Source organism: Leifsonia sp. Ger2509, assembly GCF_055231915.1.
The window spans coordinates 1,878,427-1,893,642 of the sequence record NZ_JBUYVB010000003.1; the positions used below are offsets into that span (position 1 = coordinate 1,878,427).

15 protein-coding genes are annotated in these 15,216 nt (G+C 69.6%); 2 read left to right on the forward strand and 13 right to left on the reverse strand.

What is annotated here, in order from left to right; all coding sequences use genetic code 11:
- Window positions 1-140 precede the first annotated feature (140 nt).
- From ACV7NN_RS09255 to kdpF, 6 genes are read right to left on the reverse strand one after another with little or no spacing between them, the layout of a single operon-like run.
- Window positions 141-854, reverse strand: a complete 714-nt coding sequence (locus tag ACV7NN_RS09255; protein WP_463349280.1) for a response regulator — start codon at window positions 852-854, stop codon at window positions 141-143.
- 42 nt (window positions 855-896) lie between these two features.
- On the reverse strand, window positions 897-3,425 hold the full coding sequence (locus ACV7NN_RS09260; protein ID WP_463349281.1) for a DUF4118 domain-containing protein: 2,529 nt from the start codon (window positions 3,423-3,425) through the stop codon (window positions 897-899).
- A gap of 9 nt (window positions 3,426-3,434) precedes the next feature.
- A complete protein-coding gene (gene kdpC / locus ACV7NN_RS09265) occupies window positions 3,435-4,058 on the reverse strand; it encodes a K(+)-transporting ATPase subunit C (RefSeq protein WP_463349282.1) in 624 nt (207 codons plus the stop codon).
- Between the two features lie 19 nt (window positions 4,059-4,077).
- On the reverse strand, window positions 4,078-6,228 hold the full coding sequence (gene kdpB, locus ACV7NN_RS09270) for a potassium-transporting ATPase subunit KdpB (RefSeq protein WP_463349283.1): 2,151 nt from the start codon (window positions 6,226-6,228) through the stop codon (window positions 4,078-4,080).
- 3 nt (window positions 6,229-6,231) lie between these two features.
- Window positions 6,232-7,905 (reverse strand): potassium-transporting ATPase subunit KdpA, encoded by a 1,674-nt coding sequence (gene kdpA, locus ACV7NN_RS09275; RefSeq protein ID WP_463349284.1) that lies wholly within the window; start codon window positions 7,903-7,905, stop codon window positions 6,232-6,234.
- Window positions 7,906-7,995, reverse strand: coding sequence for a K(+)-transporting ATPase subunit F (gene kdpF / locus ACV7NN_RS09280; RefSeq protein ID WP_463349285.1), 90 nt, complete (start codon window positions 7,993-7,995; stop codon window positions 7,906-7,908).
- A gap of 434 nt (window positions 7,996-8,429) precedes the next feature.
- Between kdpF and ACV7NN_RS09285 the strand changes: the two genes are divergently transcribed.
- Complete coding sequence (locus tag ACV7NN_RS09285; RefSeq protein ID WP_463349286.1) at window positions 8,430-8,996, forward strand: DUF6611 family protein; 567 nt, start codon at window positions 8,430-8,432, stop codon at window positions 8,994-8,996.
- On the opposite strand, the gene ACV7NN_RS09290 is transcribed toward ACV7NN_RS09285, so the two are convergent.
- The 6 genes from ACV7NN_RS09290 to ACV7NN_RS09315 are packed head-to-tail and all read right to left on the reverse strand — an operon-like array spanning window position 8,966 to window position 13,606.
- On the reverse strand, window positions 8,966-9,313 hold the full coding sequence (locus tag ACV7NN_RS09290) for a CHY zinc finger protein (RefSeq protein ID WP_463349287.1): 348 nt from the start codon (window positions 9,311-9,313) through the stop codon (window positions 8,966-8,968). The genes ACV7NN_RS09285 and ACV7NN_RS09290 overlap by 31 nt on opposite strands.
- A complete protein-coding gene (locus tag ACV7NN_RS09295) occupies window positions 9,310-9,918 on the reverse strand; it encodes an energy-coupling factor transporter transmembrane component T family protein (RefSeq protein ID WP_463349288.1) in 609 nt (202 codons plus the stop codon). The genes ACV7NN_RS09290 and ACV7NN_RS09295 overlap by 4 nt, the downstream gene beginning before the upstream one ends.
- Window positions 9,915-10,604: an energy-coupling factor ABC transporter ATP-binding protein gene (locus ACV7NN_RS09300; protein ID WP_463349289.1), complete on the reverse strand. Its 690-nt coding sequence runs from the start codon at window positions 10,602-10,604 to the stop codon at window positions 9,915-9,917. The genes ACV7NN_RS09295 and ACV7NN_RS09300 overlap by 4 nt, the downstream gene beginning before the upstream one ends.
- Window positions 10,601-11,743: a thiolase family protein gene (locus tag ACV7NN_RS09305; protein WP_463349290.1), complete on the reverse strand. Its 1,143-nt coding sequence runs from the start codon at window positions 11,741-11,743 to the stop codon at window positions 10,601-10,603. Before ACV7NN_RS09305 ends, ACV7NN_RS09300 begins: the two co-directional genes overlap by 4 nt.
- The gene (locus ACV7NN_RS09310; protein WP_463349291.1) at window positions 11,733-12,983 is read right to left on the reverse strand and encodes a class I adenylate-forming enzyme family protein; all 1,251 of its coding nucleotides are present in this window, start codon (window positions 12,981-12,983) and stop codon (window positions 11,733-11,735) included. Before ACV7NN_RS09310 ends, ACV7NN_RS09305 begins: the two co-directional genes overlap by 11 nt.
- Window positions 12,980-13,606, reverse strand: coding sequence for a biotin transporter BioY (locus ACV7NN_RS09315; RefSeq protein ID WP_463349292.1), 627 nt, complete (start codon window positions 13,604-13,606; stop codon window positions 12,980-12,982). The genes ACV7NN_RS09310 and ACV7NN_RS09315 overlap by 4 nt, the downstream gene beginning before the upstream one ends.
- Window positions 13,607-13,684: 78 nt before the next feature.
- Here ACV7NN_RS09315 and ACV7NN_RS09320 point away from each other — a divergent pair, with 78 nt between their 5' ends.
- Window positions 13,685-14,308, forward strand: a complete 624-nt coding sequence (locus tag ACV7NN_RS09320; protein ID WP_463349293.1) for a TetR family transcriptional regulator — start codon at window positions 13,685-13,687, stop codon at window positions 14,306-14,308.
- A 122-nt stretch (window positions 14,309-14,430) separates the two neighbouring features.
- Here ACV7NN_RS09320 and ACV7NN_RS09325 read toward each other — a convergent pair whose 3' ends face one another.
- Window positions 14,431-15,177: a DUF5666 domain-containing protein gene (locus tag ACV7NN_RS09325; RefSeq protein ID WP_463349294.1), complete on the reverse strand. Its 747-nt coding sequence runs from the start codon at window positions 15,175-15,177 to the stop codon at window positions 14,431-14,433.
- Window positions 15,178-15,216 lie beyond the last annotated feature (39 nt).

The following is a 15,216-nucleotide window of genomic DNA, read 5'->3' on the forward strand; positions in this document are numbered from 1 at the left end:
TCAGGAGCCCGGCGCCTGCCGCCTGCGGCTCCCGGCGCACTAGTTCTATCTCACCGCACTAGGCAGAACACGTGCGGCGAAACCGAAGTAGTGCGCCGAGACCGAAGTAGTGCGGTGAGACCGGGCACTGCCGTGAGCCCTCACGGCGCATCCGCATCCGCATCCGCATCCGGCTGGAAGCGGTATCCCATGCCGGGCTCCGTGAGGATGTACCGGGGCCGCGTCGGATCGGGCTCCAGCTTCTTGCGCAGCTGCGCGATGTAGAGCCGCAGATACCCGCTGTCGCCCACATGCTGCGGCCCGCGGATTTCGGTCAGGATGCTGCGCTGAGTGACGAGCTTGCGCGGGTTGCGCAACAGCACCTCGAGGATCTGCCACTCCGTGGGCGTCAGCCGCACAGGCGACTCGCCGCCGCCGGCCCGCACGGAGACGATCTTCGCACTCAGATCGACCGCGACAAGGCCGAAACGCACCACCGGGGCGTCCTCTCCCGTGCCACTGCTACGGCGCGTGAGCGCGCGGATGCGGGCCAGCAGTTCATCCGCCGCGAACGGCTTGATCACGTAGTCGTCGGCGCCCGCATCCAGGGCGCCCACCTTGTCTGCCGAGTCCGTGCGGCCCGAGACGACGAGGATGGGCACCGTGTTCCAGCCACGGATGGCCTCGATCACCTCCCGGCCGCTCAGGTGCGGCATTCCGAGGTCGAGAACGACCAGGTCGGGCCGCGTGGCGACCACCGCCGCGAGCGCATCCTTCCCGTTGCGCGCGAGCGTCACGTCGTAGCCGTGCGCGCTCAGGATGATGCGGAGCGCGCTCAGCATCTGCGGGTCGTCATCCGCGACCACGATCCTCATGTCACGCATCCCCTTCGCTTGGATGACCGCCCGCGTCCACGATCACGCATCCGTTTCGCTGGGGTCGCCGCCCGCGTCCACCGGGCCGCGCGCATCCGCATCGACGGGGAGCGACAGCACCATGGTCAGGCCTCCCCCGGGCGTGTCCTCTGGCTCGAGCACGCCGCCCATCCCTTCGACGAACCCCTTGGTAAGCGCCAGCCCGAGCCCGATCCCGGCCGTGTTGTCGGTGTCGCCCATCCGCTGGAAAGGGTGGAAGATCTCCTCTTTGCGCTCGTCCGGCACGCCTGGCCCCGAGTCGGCCACGCGGATCTCTACGTTGCCGCCGAACGCGCTCGCGCTGACCCGCGGCGGCTGGTCCGTCGGCGAATACCGAAGCGCATTGGTCAGCAGGTTGACGATCGCCCGCTGCAGCAGGATCGCGTCTGCCCGAACCTCGGGCAGGTCCGCGGGAACGTCGATGACGACGTCGCCCGGCCTGACGAAGAGTTCGTCGAGAACGGACGGCAGGATGTCCTCGAGGTCCACCGGCGCGAGTGAGATCGCGAGCACGCCTGCCTGCACCCGGCTGACATCGAGCAGGTTGGTGAGCAGGTCCGACAGTCCCTGCAGGCTGACCTCCGCAGTTTCGAGCAACTCCTCCTTGTCCCGTTTGGAGAGCCGGGCGTCCTCGGAACGCAGACTCGTGATCGCCGCGGTCGCTGCAGCGAGGGGCCGCCGGAGGTCGTGCCCGACCGCCGCGAGCAGCGCCGTGCGCACGCGGTCCGTCGCCTCGAGCGGCCCGACCTCCTTCGCCGCCGTGCTCAGGTCCACGTGTTCGAGTGCCGCATCCAGCTGTGTGACGATGACCGAGAGCAGACGGCGGTCCTCGGCACGCAGGTCGCTGCCGAAAAGTTCGAGCGTCCCGCGCGACCCGACGCGGATCACCGTCGGCACCGCGTCAGCATCGACCTCGCCATCGACGGTGACCGAGTCGCCCGCGGTCAGCCGCACCGCCGCGAGCCCGAACGCTTCGCGCGTGCGGGCGACCAGCGACTGCACCGCATCCCCGCCCCGGATCACGCCGCCCGCGACGGTCGCAAGCAGCTCGGACTCGGCGGAGGCGCGCGCAGCGGCCCGCGTCCGTCGCGCCGCCTGGTCGACGACGACGCTGACCAGCACGGCGATCACGACATACAACGCGAGTGCCAGCAGGTGGGTCGGCCTGCCGATCGTCAGCGTGTAATACGGCGCGACGAAGACGAAGTCGAGGGTGAGTCCGGAGAGGATGGCCGCGAACAGCGCGGGCCAGATGCCTCCGACCAGGGCGACCACTACGACGAGCAACTGGTAGGCGAGGGCGTCCGCGGTGAGGGAGTCGGGGCTCCGGATGGGCAGCAGCAGGAGCGTCAGAAGCGGCCCCGCGATCAGCGCCAGCGCGAAACCGTACGCGCGCCGGCGGACGCTCAGGGCACCGCTGCGGCGGAACCTCGGCAGGTTTCGTCCGCCGGCCGCGCCGTGCGTGACGATGTGGACGTCGATGTCGCCCGATTCGCGCACCACGGTCGCACCCACCCCCGACCCGGTGAGCAGTGCGGACAGCCGGCCGCGGCGGGAGACGCCGATGACCAGCTGGGTCGCGTTGCTGGCGCGGGCGAACGCGACCAGCGCCTCCGGGATGTCCGTGCCGACGACCTGGTGGAAGGTGCCGCCGAGCTCCTCGACGAGCTTGCGCTGCGCCGCGAGCGCCGCCGGATCCGTCACCCGCAGCCCGTCCTGACTCGCGACGTGGACGGCCAGAAGTTCCCCGCTCCCCGACCGGGCCGCGACCCGCGCCCCTCGCCGCAGCAGGGTCTCACCTTCTGGTCCGCCGGTCAGGGCGACGACGACGCGCTCGCGCGCCTCCCATTTCTCTTCGATCCCATGCTCTGCGCGGTATCTCTGCAGCGAGCTGTCGACCTCGTCGGCCAGCCACAGCAGGGTCAGCTCGCGGAGCGCCGTCAGGTTCCCGAGCCGGAAGTAGTTCGAGAGGGCGGCGTCGATCCGGCTGGCCGGGTAAACCTGGCCTTCCGCGAGGCGGTCGCGCAGGGACTGCGGCGTGAGGTCGACGACCTCGATCTGGGTCGCGCTCCGCACGATCGAGTCGGGGATGGTCTCCCGTTGCGGCACACCCGTGATCTGTTCGACCACGTCGTTCAGGGACTCGATGTGCTGCACGTTGACCGTCGAGATCACGTCGATCCCCTCGGCCAGCAGCGCCTCCACATCCTGCCAGCGCTTCTCGTGCTGCGAGCCCGGCGCATTGGTGTGGGCGAGTTCGTCGACCAGCGCGATGTCCGGGTGGCGCGCGATCACCGCGTCCAGGTCCATCTCGGTGAGTGTGATGCCGCGGTGTTCGACCGCCATGCGCGGGATGAGCTCCAGGCCGCCGAGCATCGCAGCGGTCGCCGCACGCTCGTGGGTCTCCACGACCGCAACGGCGACGTCCTTGCCCGTGTCCCGCAGGCGGTGACCCTCCTCGAGCATCAGGTACGTCTTGCCGACACCGGGTGCCGCGCCGAGAAGGACCCGGAGTCGTCCGCGCGCTGCCACGACGTCCTCCTACTTGTTCCCGGCCGGGTCCATCGCCGCCAGCGCCAGGTTCAGCTGCAGCACGTTGACCGTCGGCTCGCCCAGGTATCCGAGGTCGCGTGCCTGGGTGTGCGACTCGACCAGCTTCTTCACGCTGTCGGGGCTGATCCCGCGCGCCTTCGCGACCGCGTCGACTTGGAGGAGCGCATACGCCGGCGAGATGTGCGGGTCGAGCCCGGAACCGGATGCGGTCACCGCGTCGGCCGGAATCCGGGCAGCTCCCACCCCGTCCCTCTTCTCGATGACCGCTTTGCGGTCCGTGACAGCCTTCAGCAGGTCGGGGTTGTTCGGGCCCAGGTTGCTGCCGCTGGAGGCGCCGGCGTCGTAACCGGCGCCTGCGGCCGACGGCCGGGACTGGAACCACTGCGGCAGCGGGTTGCCCTTCTTGTCGGTGAACGACTGGCCGAGCAGGCTGGAGCCGACGACCGTGCCCTGGTAGCCGATCGTCGAACCGTTCGCCTGGGCCGGCAGCACGAGCTGCCCGATCCCGGTGATGACCAGCGGATACACGACCCCGAGGACGATGGTGAGGATGAGCAGGGCTCGCACGGCGACCCAGAATTGGCGACCCGTCCCGCGTAGTGACGCGTTCATGTGAGTGTCCGTTCCGTTTCTAGAATCCGGGGATCAGGCTGACGATCAGGTCGATCAGCTTGATTCCGATGAAGGGGGCGATGATCCCGCCGAGGCCGTAGATGAGCAGGTTGCTGCGCAGCAGCACGGATGCGGATGACGGCCGGTAGCGCACGCCGCGGAGGGCGAGCGGGATCAGGATCACGATGATGATCGCGTTGAAGATGATCGCCGACAGGATGGCCGACGACGGCGAGTGCAGCTGCATGATGTTGATCGCCTTGAGCCCGGGGAACACGCCGACGAACATCGCCGGGATGATCGCGAAATACTTCGCGACGTCGTTGGCGATCGAGAACGTGGTCAGCGCACCGCGCGTGATGAGCAGCTGCTTGCCGATGCTGACGATGTCGATCAGCTTCGTCGGGTCGGAGTCGAGGTCGACCATGTTGCCGGCCTCCTTCGCCGCCGACGTGCCGGTATTCATGGCCACGCCGACATCGGCCTGTGCGAGCGCCGGGGCGTCGTTGGTACCGTCGCCGGTCATCGCGACCAGATTGCCGCCCTCCTGCTCCTTGCGGATCAGAGCCAGCTTGTCCTCGGGTGTGGCCTCGGCGAGGAAGTCGTCGACACCGGCCTCTGCGGCGATCGCCTGCGCGGTGATGGGGTTGTCGCCTGTGATCATGACGGTGCGGATGCCCATCCGGCGCATGTCCGCGAAGCGGTCCGCGAGCCCGGTCTTGACGATGTCCTTCAGGTAGATGACGCCGAGGATGGTCGCGGTGTCGTCCGGCGATTTCGTCGCGACCGCGAGCGGCGTTCCGCCCGCCCGCGAGATCTCGGCCACCTTCTCGTCCAGGTCGCTGAGGATCGACGCCGCGATCGGCCCCGACTCCTGCGCCCAGGCGATGAGCATGGATGCGGCGCCCTTGCGCACCTGGCCGCCGTCGGAGAAGTCGACGCCGCTCATCCGGGTCTGCGCCGTGAACGGCACGACCTCGCCCGCCCGCTCGCCCGTGTTGGCGAACCCCTGCATCTCGGCCAGCGCCACGACGGATGAACCCTCGGGCGTCGGGTCGCTGAGCGAAGCCAGGGCGGCCGCCGTGACGAGGTCGAGTTGTTCGACGCCGGAGACCGGCGTGAACTCCGCGGCCTGCCGGTTGCCGTAGGTGATGGTTCCGGTCTTGTCGAGCAGCAGGGTCGTCACGTCCCCGGCGGCCTCGACCGCACGACCCGACATCGCGAGCACGTTGTGCTGCACGAGCCGGTCCATGCCGGCGATGCCGATCGCGGACAGCAGCGCACCGATCGTGGTCGGGATGAGGCAGACCAGCAGCGCCACGAGAACGGTGACGCCGGGCGCAGCATTCGCGAACCCGGCGGTCGGACCGAGCACGAGCACGACCACCACGAAGATGATCGTGAGGGCGGCCAGCAGGATGTTCAGCGCGATCTCGTTCGGCGTCTTCTGCCGCGCCGCGCCCTCGACCAGCTTGATCATGCGGTCGACGAACGTCTCGCCCGGCTTGCTGGTGATCCGCACGACGATCCGGTCGGACAGCACGCGCGTGCCACCGGTGACGGCGCTGCGGTCACCACCGGATTCGCGGACCACCGGGGCCGACTCGCCGGTGATCGCCGACTCGTCGACCGAGGCGATGCCCCGGACGATGTCGCCGTCGCCCGGGATGAGCTCCCCGGCCGTGACGATGACGACGTCGTTCAGTCGCAGGTCCGCCGAGGCGATCTGGTCGACCTGGGCGGTCAGCGCATCCGCATCCGCTTTCTCGTCGTAGTTCGCGACCCGGTTCGCGATGGTCGTGGTGCGGGTCTTGCGCAGGCTGGCCGCCTGGGCCTTGCCGCGGCCTTCGGCGACCGACTCGGCGAGCGTCGCGAAGAGCACGGTGAGCCAGAGCCAGATCGCGATCGCCCAGGTGAAGCCGAGCGTGACGGGCGAGCCGCCCGAGGTCTGCGGGCCGAGGAACGGCTGCGCGATCGCGAGCGCCGTGGTGAGCCCCGCGCCGATCTCCACGATGAACATGACGGGGTTGTGCCACATGTCCTTCGGGTTGAGCTTGCGGAACGCCCCGGGGAGCCCGGCGAGCAACTGCCCGGCGCTGAATGCGCCCTGGGGCGCCTTCTGGCCGGTCTTCTTAGCGCTCGGTGGAACGGTCTCAGTGAGTGTGGACATCGGTTAGTGAAGCCCTTCTGCCAGGGGACCCAGCGCAAGAACGGGGAAGTAGGTGAGTGCGGCGACGATGACCACCGTGCCGACCACGAGGGTGACGAACAGCGGTCGGTGCGTCGGGAGCGTGCCAGCGGTCGCGGGCACCTTGTCCTGGGCGGCCAGCGAGCCGGCGAGGGCGATGACGAACACGATCGGGAGGAACCGGCCGAGGAACATGGCGGTGCCGAGCGCGGCATTCAGCCACGGGGTGTTCGCGGTCAGGCCTGCGAAGGCCGAACCGTTGTTGTTCGCGGCGGACGTGAAGGCGTACAGCACTTCGGAGAAGCCGTGCGGCCCAGGGTTCCAGATCGAAAGCTTCGTGATCGACTGCTCGACCGCGGGAATCGCAAAGCTGAGCCCGGTGCCGAGCAGCACGAGCGTCGGCGTGGTGAGGATGTAGAGGCTCGCGAGCTTGATCTCGCGCGCTCCGATCTTCTTGCCGAGGTACTCCGGCGTGCGTCCGACCATGAGGCCCGCGAGGAACACCGCGATGATGGCGATGATCAGGATGCCGTACAGGCCGGATCCGACACCGCCGGGCGCGACCTCACCGGTCATCATGTTCACCATCGCGATCATTCCGCCGAGGGGAGTGAAGCTGTCGTGCATCGAGTCGACGGCACCGGTCGAGGTCAGTGTCGTCGAATTGGCGAACAGCGTGGAGCCGATGATCCCGAACCGCTGCTCCTTGCCTTCCATCGCGGCGCCCGCCGCCGTCGTTGCCGTGCCACCGGCCTGCAGTTCGAACACGGTCATCGAGACCAGGGTGACCACGTAGATGGTCGACATCGCACCGAGGATTGCGTAGCCCTGCCGGTTGTCACCGACCATCCGGCCGAACGTGCGCGGGAGCGCGAACGGGATGAGCAGCAGCAGGAAGATCTCGACGAGGTTCGTCCACGCGGTCGGGTTCTCGAACGGATGCGCCGAGTTGACGTTGAAGAAGCCACCGCCGTTCGTGCCGAGTTCCTTGATCGCCTCCTGCGAGGCGACCGGCCCGCCTGGGATCGTCACCGTTGCACCGGTGACGGAGGTGACGTGCTCGAAGCCGTTGAAGTTCTGCACGGTGCCGCCGATGATCAGGATGATTGCGAAGACGGCGGAGAGCGGAAGCAGGATGCGCAGGGTGGCGCGGGTCACATCCACCCACAGGTTGCCGATTGTTCCGCTCCGGTGTGCAGCGAAGCCGCGCACCACGGTCATCGCGACGGCGATGCCGACCGCTGCAGAGAGGAAGTTCTGCACGGCCAGGCCGGCGATCTGCACGCTGTAGCCCATTGTCACCTCGGGCGAGTACGACTGCCAGTTGGTGTTGGTGACGAAGGAGATGGCCGTGTTGAACGAGAGCCCTTCCGGGACCGCCGGGAGCCCGAGCGAGTACGGGAGGATCGCCTGCACGCGCTGCAGCAGGTAGAGGAAGAGCACGCCGAGCACCGAGAAGATCAGGACGCTGCGGAGGTAGACGGGCCAGCTCTGCTCGACGCGGGAGTCGACGCCGATGAGCCGGTAGAACCCGCGCTCGATCCTCAGGTCCTTCCTCGACGTGAAGGTCGCGGCCATGTAGTCGCCGAGCGGGCGGTAGGTGAGCGCGAGCAGCAGGATGAGCGTGGCGAACTGCGCCACGAAGAGCCACGCGGTCATCTAGAACTTCTCCGGCTTCAGCAGGGCATACACGAGGTAGGCGAGGGATGCGACGGCGAGCGCCACCGCGAGCAGGTCGAAGACGATCACAGCTTCTCCACCCCTCTGCCGACCAGGGCCACGATCGCGGCGAGCGCGAGGATCCCCAACACACAAACGATGTCCAGCACCGAATATCTCCATCCGAGGGTTCGCATCCGCTGACGGGATGCGGGAACCGGCGACCTGCCGGAACCCAAGGACTCATGTAACTCGCTGCGCGGTGCCGCCGACGGCGTCCTAACGGAACCCATACGCTCCGGCGCCCGGTCCTAACGCCTTTCCTCCGGCGGTGGCGGCCTGTGGCGGCCCTTCGCACTAGTTCCGTCTCACCGCACGCGTTCGGACTAGTGCGGTGAGACGCAACACGTGCGGTGAGACGCCTTGCGGCCACCGCGTCAGCGCCGCGTTAGCATTCGCCCCGCGGCCGTATGGAGTTCGCAAGGATTCGGCCGACGGCTCCCGGCCGAGCGCATCCTGTTCTCGTGGTCGAAATCCTGCGCAGACTGACCGAGGGCGACAAGCCCTGGGGAACCGCCGACGTCTCGCCGGTGAACCGGAACATGTGGCGACGCGACCGGTTGTCCGTCTATCCCCCGGGGACGACGCGTGCCGAACGGCGCGCGCTGCACTTCATGCACACGTGGCCGGTCGGCGGCGCCGTCCTGGGCATCGTCCTGCTGGCCACGGTGGGCGATCTCTGGCCGCCCATCCCGGCGACCATCGCCGTGGGCGCACCGTACCTGGCCGGCTTCTGGCTCGGAGCGGCGCTGACGCGTTCGGTCCGGCCGCGCATCCGCTCGCTGACCGTCGTCAGCGTCTACATCCACGGCGAACTCGAGGAGTACGGCGACGCCGCGCTGCTGCGCGAGACGACCGCCTCCCTCGTGGCCCTGGATGCGCGCCGCCGCGCCGGCACCATCGACCCCGTGCACTACGAGGCCGAGTGGGCCCGCATCTACGACACCCTCCCGCAAGCACCTGCCCGCGCGAGAGTCGCCGTTCGCGCCGAGAGGACCCGTTACACGGGCGATTCTCGGCTCGAACGGTGATTCTCGACCTCGAAATACAGGTGGGTGTGGAGGCGGCAGCCGGGGTTGAACGCAGAACCGCAAGCGGGACAGGCCAGGACGGACACATACGTGGAGATGGGCAACTCCGTCTTGCACACCCCGCAGAGGATCGCCTTCGTATCCTGCTCGGCGACCGGCCACTGGCGCGCTTCGTGACCTGCCGCCTCCGCGTGGCAGAGGTGGCAGGGGTAGTAACGGCCGCAGCACCAGAACTTGATGGCGATGATGTCGGTCTCGGTGCGGTAGTGGATGCACCGGGTCTGTTCGTCGACCGTCGCTCCGTACACGCGGATCATCGCCGGCTCCCTGCGTGACCGCCGCGGGCGACGAGTGCGTCCCCGAGCTGGTCCGCGTGCTTGATGGCGAGCACGAGCATCGTCGAGGTCATGGCCACGATGTTCGTCCCCGCCCGACGCGCGCGGTACGCCTCGCGCACCCGGCCGACGTGCGATGCGATCACCGGGATGCTCGTGATCGCGATCATGAGCACGGTGCCGACCGCTTCAGGGTCCGCTCCGAACCTCCGGAACCTCCCCACGAGGCGTTCGATCGTTTCGAGCATCTCGGAGAGGGGCGTGGTGAGCGTGACGAGCGCCGCTGCGAGGATCAGGATGACGATCCGCGACGTGTTGAGCACGGCCGCCGTCTCTCCGACGAAGAGCAGCTGCCCGACCAGGGTGACCACGATGATCCACCGCATCAGGTGGACCTGCCGGAAGAGCTGGCTGCGAAGCATGCCGGCGAGGGCATATGCACCGACGACGACGAGGCCCCACGCGGCCAGGAGCCGACCATCCGTCGTGAGCGAGATCAGCGTGAGCACGACGATCATCAGCCCGAGCTTGAGCCCGGCCGGCATCCGGTGCACCGGACTCGTGCCATCGACGTGGAGCGGGATCACGCGAACGCCTCCTCGTAGCGCGCGATGACCTCGGCCGGGTGGCCGCGGTCGACCAGCCGGCCGCCGTCGAAACGGATCGCCACGTCGCAGCGAGCGGCGAGGCGCAGATCGTGGGTGACGAGCACGAGCTGCTGGTCCATCTCGTCGAGCAGGTACCGCTCCATCCGGCGGCTGTTGACAGCGTCGAGAAGAGCGGTCGGCTCGTCGGCGACCACAAGCGACGGGCCGGAGACGAGCACCGCGCACAGGCTGAGCAGCTGCTTCTGGCCACCGGAGAGCAGGTGCGCCGGGGAGTCCCGCAGCGCGGTGAGGCCGAACCGGCGGAGCGCCTCCTCGACCGTCGCGGCGATCTCCGCCTTGCCGACGCCGCTTCCGCGCAGCGAGTAGGCGACGTCCTCCGCCACGGTCGGCATGATGATCTGCGCATCCGGGTTGCTGAAGACGAAGCCGACCCGGCGGCGCAGTTCCTTCTGCTGCCGCACGGTGTCGAGGCCGTGGACGTGGACGGTTCCAGATGTCGGCCGGGTGAGGGCGTTCAGGAGCCTAGCGAACGTCGACTTTCCCGATCCGTTGCTCCCGATCACGGCGATCCGCTGCTCGTCGAGCGTGACCGACACGTTCGCGAGGGCCGCAACGCCGCCGAACTCGACCGCGGCGTCGTCGAAGACGATCCGTCGCTCGCTCACCGGACGACCTCGAAGAGTGCTGCGACTCCCATGCCGCCGCCGACCGCCGCCGTGGCGAGGCCGAGACTGCCCGCCGACGCGCCGCCGCGCACCAGCCGCGAGAACAGGCGGACGACCGAGACCGCTCCGCTCGCGCCCCACGGATGGCCGAGGGCGAGAGTGCCGCCGTCGGAGCAGACACGCGGGTCGGTGCGGCCCTCGCCGTGCAGCCCGAGGGACTCGAGCACCGCCAGGGTCTGGGCGGCGAAGGCCTCGACGATCTCGACGGCTGCGACCTCATCGAGGGAGACTCCGGCGAGCGCGAGGACCCGTTCGACGGCCGGAACCGGCCCGATCCCGGGGAGCGCGGGGTCGCATCCGATCGTCGCGGACGCGACCAGGCGGAGCCCGGGAGCGGATGCGCGCACCGCGTCGTCGACGACCACGACGGCCGCCGCTCCGTCACTGATGCGGCTCGAATTACCCGCCGTCACCGCGCCTCCCGCGAGCGGTGGGAAGCGCGGGAGCATCCGGTCCAGCGCTGCCCGGGGTCTGTCATCGGCGGACGTGGTGCTGACGGTGACCAGCTCGTCATCGAACCGTCCGTCGCGGATGGCGTTCCCCGCGGCCCGGTGGCTCCGGAGCGCATACGCGTCCTGTTCCGCGCGCGAGATCCCGAATCGCTGCCCGAGCGCCTCGGCGGCGGGGAGCATGTCGGGGTCGAGGTGGCCGACGGGTGTGAAGGGAGCGCGCGCATACGGACGGCCGTCCAGCACGCGGACCGGTGCTGTCGAAGCACTCTCCGCGCCCCCGGCGACCACGGCCCGGGCGTCGCCCGCCCGGATGAGACCGGCACCGGTGATGATCGCCGCGAGTCCGCTCCCGCACTGGCGGTCGACCGTCATCCCGGGCACGATCACGTCGAGTCCCGCGGCGAGCGCCGCCACGCGCGCTGTGTTGCCACCCGGGCCCATGCAGTTGCCGATCACGACGTCCGCGATGCGCAGTCCGTGACCCACGCGCCCTTCCGCGTCGTCGACCGCCGCGCGGATCGCCGACGCGGCCAGCGCATCCACCGGATGCTGCGCGAGCCGCCCGCCCCGCGTCGCGATCGGTGTGCGACGGGCGGCCACGATGGTCGCCGCGTGTTCACCGGCCAAGGCGGGACACCTCCCCGTTCGCGACGGCTGCGCGCACACGTCCGCGCGCCGGCTTGCCGGTCGGGGTCAGAGGGATGCTCTCCATCGCGTACCAGAGGCGGGGCCGGTGAGGCAGCATGAGGGCCTCGCGCATCCGCTCCCGCAGTTCCGGCGCGGTGATCCGGCTGCCGGGATCGAGTTCGACGACGGCGGTCACGAGGGCGTCCGTCCCGTGGGAGGACTCGCCGAACACGACGGCCTCCCGGATGCCGGGGACGGAGCGCAGGACGGCCTCGACCTCTTCGGGGACCACGGTCGCGCCCGCGGTGAGGATGGCGCCGTCCGCCCGCCCGCGGAGAGTCAGGCGGCCGTCGCCGTCGATCACCGCGAGATCGCCGACAGTCGCCCATCCGTCCTCGCCGACCTCGAACGGGCCGCGTCGGTCGCCCGCGTACCCGGCTGCGAGATACGGCGAGCGCACCCAGAGCCGTCCGGCGTCGTCGATCCGCGACTGCACGCCGGGAAACATCCGCAACCCCGAGCCGTCATCGTCGAACGCGACGAACGACAGCTCGGCCGCCCCGTAGTAGGTGACGACCTGGATGCCGTGGTCGGTCGCACGTGCCCGCAGGGCGGGATCGAGCCCGGCGCCACCGATGAGGGCGGCGCTCAGCCGGTGGGACGCGCCCTTGTCGACCAGGTCCAGGATGCGCTCGAACAGCAGCGGCGTCGCGTGCACGTGTGTTGCGTCCGCGAGGTCGTCGGCGACCGGCTGGCGCAGCCGCGGCAGACGGATGCTGTGGCCGAGAGCGCGGGACATCGCGACCGAGAACATCGACATCGACGAAACCAGGTGGACCGGGAGGTAGACGACCGACTCGGGGGTGAGGCCGACGAGCTCGGCGATCGCCGGGTGGGAGGCGGACCACGACGCGTTCGTCCGGAGGATCAGCCGCGGCGTGCGCGTGCTTCCTGAGGTCAGCGTCGCCCAGGCGAGTCCCGGAGGAGCGACCAGGGTTCCGCAGGTGCGCTGCAGGTCACGCCACTGCTGTTCCTCCCAGCGGTCGTCTCCGATCACCGGGATGCCACCCGCGGACCGGACCGCGAAGGCCTCGATCAGCGCCTCGAGCGCATCCGGGGTCCGGATCGGCTCGATCCGTGCGTGTCGCTCGCAGCGGCCGGCCGCGCGCTCTGCCGCGGCGTCGATATCGGCCGCCGACAACCGCTGCTCGCCCCGCGCGATCCACCCGGGACGGGTCATTCCACATCCACCAGGTCGTCGGCCTCCGCTTTCTTCGGCTTCGCCGCGCGACGTGTGCTGTACGCGGTGAACGCGGGCGGATAGGCGCGCCAGAGAAGCATCGTGATGGTGGCGGCCAGGACTGCTTTGAGGACATCGCCGGGGATGAAGGCGAGGCTGAGCAGTGCGGTCTGGCTGATGGCGAGGTGGGTCACCCATGCCTGCACGGGGATGCCGATCGCGTAGATCACGCCGATGCCGCCGACGAGGCAGGCGACGAACGCGCGCAGCCAGGTCGGCTTGCTGCTGCGCGCCCAGAGGATCAGGCCGATGACGAACGAGCCGGCGATCCATCCGAAGAGGTAGCCGGCCGACGGTCCGACGAACACGCTGATTCCCCCGCGGCCGCCGGAGAGCAGCGGAAGGCCGAGGGCGACGAGCACTTCGAACACGATGACGGAGAGAGCGCCGAGCCACGGCCCGAGGATCGCGCCGGCCAGCATGACCCCGAGGGTCTGGGCGGTGATGGGCACGGCGCCGCCGAAGACGGGGATCGCACCGGGGAGCCCGAGAACGGCGATGAGCGCCGCGAAGACGGCGACTTTGGCGAGGTCACGCGGGTCGATGGCACGGGAAGTCTTCACGGTTGCGCTCCAATCGGGATCATGAACACCGTTCACCTGAACGCCGTTCACCTGAACAGTGTTCACTATACTGGCGGAATGGACAACCCGGACGAGACCAGCACCCGCCTCATCCGCCACACGCAGCAGGACGTCACGCGCGCCGCCCTCTCCGTGCTCGACGAGCTGGGCCTGCCCGATCTCACGATGCGTCGGCTCGCCTCCGTGCTCAACGTGCAACCGAGCGCCCTGTACTGGCACTTCCCGAACAAGCAGTCGTTGCTCGCTGCCGTCAGCGACAGCATCCTCGACCAGGTGCGCGTCGCGCCGCCGACGCAGGACTGGCGTGCCGACCTGCACTCGGAGGCCGGGGCGCTGCGGGATGCTCTCCTCGCCTACCGGGACGGTGCGGAGGTCGTCTCGAGCACTCTCGCGCTCGGGCTCGGCGGCGACCAGGCGGAGCGGCGGCTCGCGGCGGCGATCGAGCGCGGAGGCTTCGACGAGCGGACGGGCTCTGCGGCGGCGCGTGCGGTGCTGCACTTCATCCTCGGCCACGTCTCACGCGAGCAGCAGCACCTGCAGGCCAGCAGCCTCGGTGCGGCGCGCGACTCGGGCGGCCTGGACGACGAGGATGCGGCGGGCGGCTTCGGCTTCGGGATCACGCTGCTCGCGGGCGGGCTCGAGGTCTACCGCAGCGCGGCGGCCTCCGACGCGCCAGCCTAGGCGCCCTGGCCGCGGGCTACCCGCCGGAGTGAGGCGTCCCCGCCACCTCGACATGACGAGGATGTCCCGGGCCGGCGGGCACACGGCCGGACTCGTCGCGCGTCGGCTCGGGGCGCGGGGCGCTACTTGCTCGGGGTCGGCCCCGGCGTCACGGGCGTTCCCGGGCCGGTCGGCAACGGCTGCTTGAAGGTGGAGAGGTCGAGCACCCGCACCGCGCTGATCGTGCTGCCGGACCGCGATCCGAGCACGATGACCTCTTGGCCGACCGCGAAATCGGAGGCGCTCTCCGACTGCATCGGAGAACCGAACTGGGTCGAGGATGAGACCTCCACAGTGACCGAGACACCCTTCTGCGTCTCGACCTGCCACGTCGATCCCGAGATGTCCGTGATCGTCCCGCGGACCACCGAGAACTGGGTTCCCGAGTTCGGGTTCGGCGCCGCGCCCTGACCCTGGCCCTGGCCGGAACCGTCGCCCTGCCCATTGCCCTGGCCCTGGCCCTTGCCCTGTCCGGGAATCCCCGGCACCGGGCGCCCGCGGTCCTCGAAGACGTGACCAATGCCGATACCGCCGTGCGAGATGACGCTGCCGACCGCGAACGCACCAGCGCCGACGAATCCGAGGATCACGAATGCGCCCAGGATCAGTGTGGAGATCGCGAAGGCGAGGCCGTAGCGCTTGTAGAACGGCTCATCGGCCGGATGCTGGTGGGGATGCTGCTGCGCCGGCACGGAGCCGGGCTGCGGCGCGACATACGCCGGCTGCTGCTGGGGCACATACCCCGGCGCCTGCGGTGCCACATACCCCGGCTGCGGGGGCTGCGGCTGCTGAGCCGGCGGCAATGGCTCCGTCGGCATGTTCTCGTCCATGGTTCCAATGATGCACGCGCGGTAAGGAATCGGCTGGGA

Excerpts from the sequence above, each read along its gene's own strand:
- ACV7NN_RS09255 (WP_463349280.1), bottom strand. The coding sequence starts at position 854 with ATGAGGATCGTGGTCGCGGATGACGACCCGCAGATGCTGAGCGCGCTC.
- kdpC (WP_463349282.1), bottom strand. The coding sequence starts at position 4,058 with ATGAACGCGTCACTACGCGGGACGGGTCGCCAATTCTGGGTCGCCGTG.
- kdpB (WP_463349283.1), bottom strand. The coding sequence starts at position 6,228 with ATGTCCACACTCACTGAGACCGTTCCACCGAGCGCTAAGAAGACCGGC.
- kdpA (WP_463349284.1), bottom strand. The coding sequence starts at position 7,905 with ATGACCGCGTGGCTCTTCGTGGCGCAGTTCGCCACGCTCATCCTGCTG.
- ACV7NN_RS09290 (WP_463349287.1), bottom strand. The coding sequence starts at position 9,313 with ATGATCCGCGTGTACGGAGCGACGGTCGACGAACAGACCCGGTGCATC.
- ACV7NN_RS09310 (WP_463349291.1), bottom strand. The coding sequence starts at position 12,983 with ATGACCCGTCCCGGGTGGATCGCGCGGGGCGAGCAGCGGTTGTCGGCG.
- ACV7NN_RS09320 (WP_463349293.1), top strand. The coding sequence starts at position 13,685 with ATGGACAACCCGGACGAGACCAGCACCCGCCTCATCCGCCACACGCAG.
- ACV7NN_RS09325 (WP_463349294.1), bottom strand. The coding sequence starts at position 15,177 with ATGGACGAGAACATGCCGACGGAGCCATTGCCGCCGGCTCAGCAGCCG.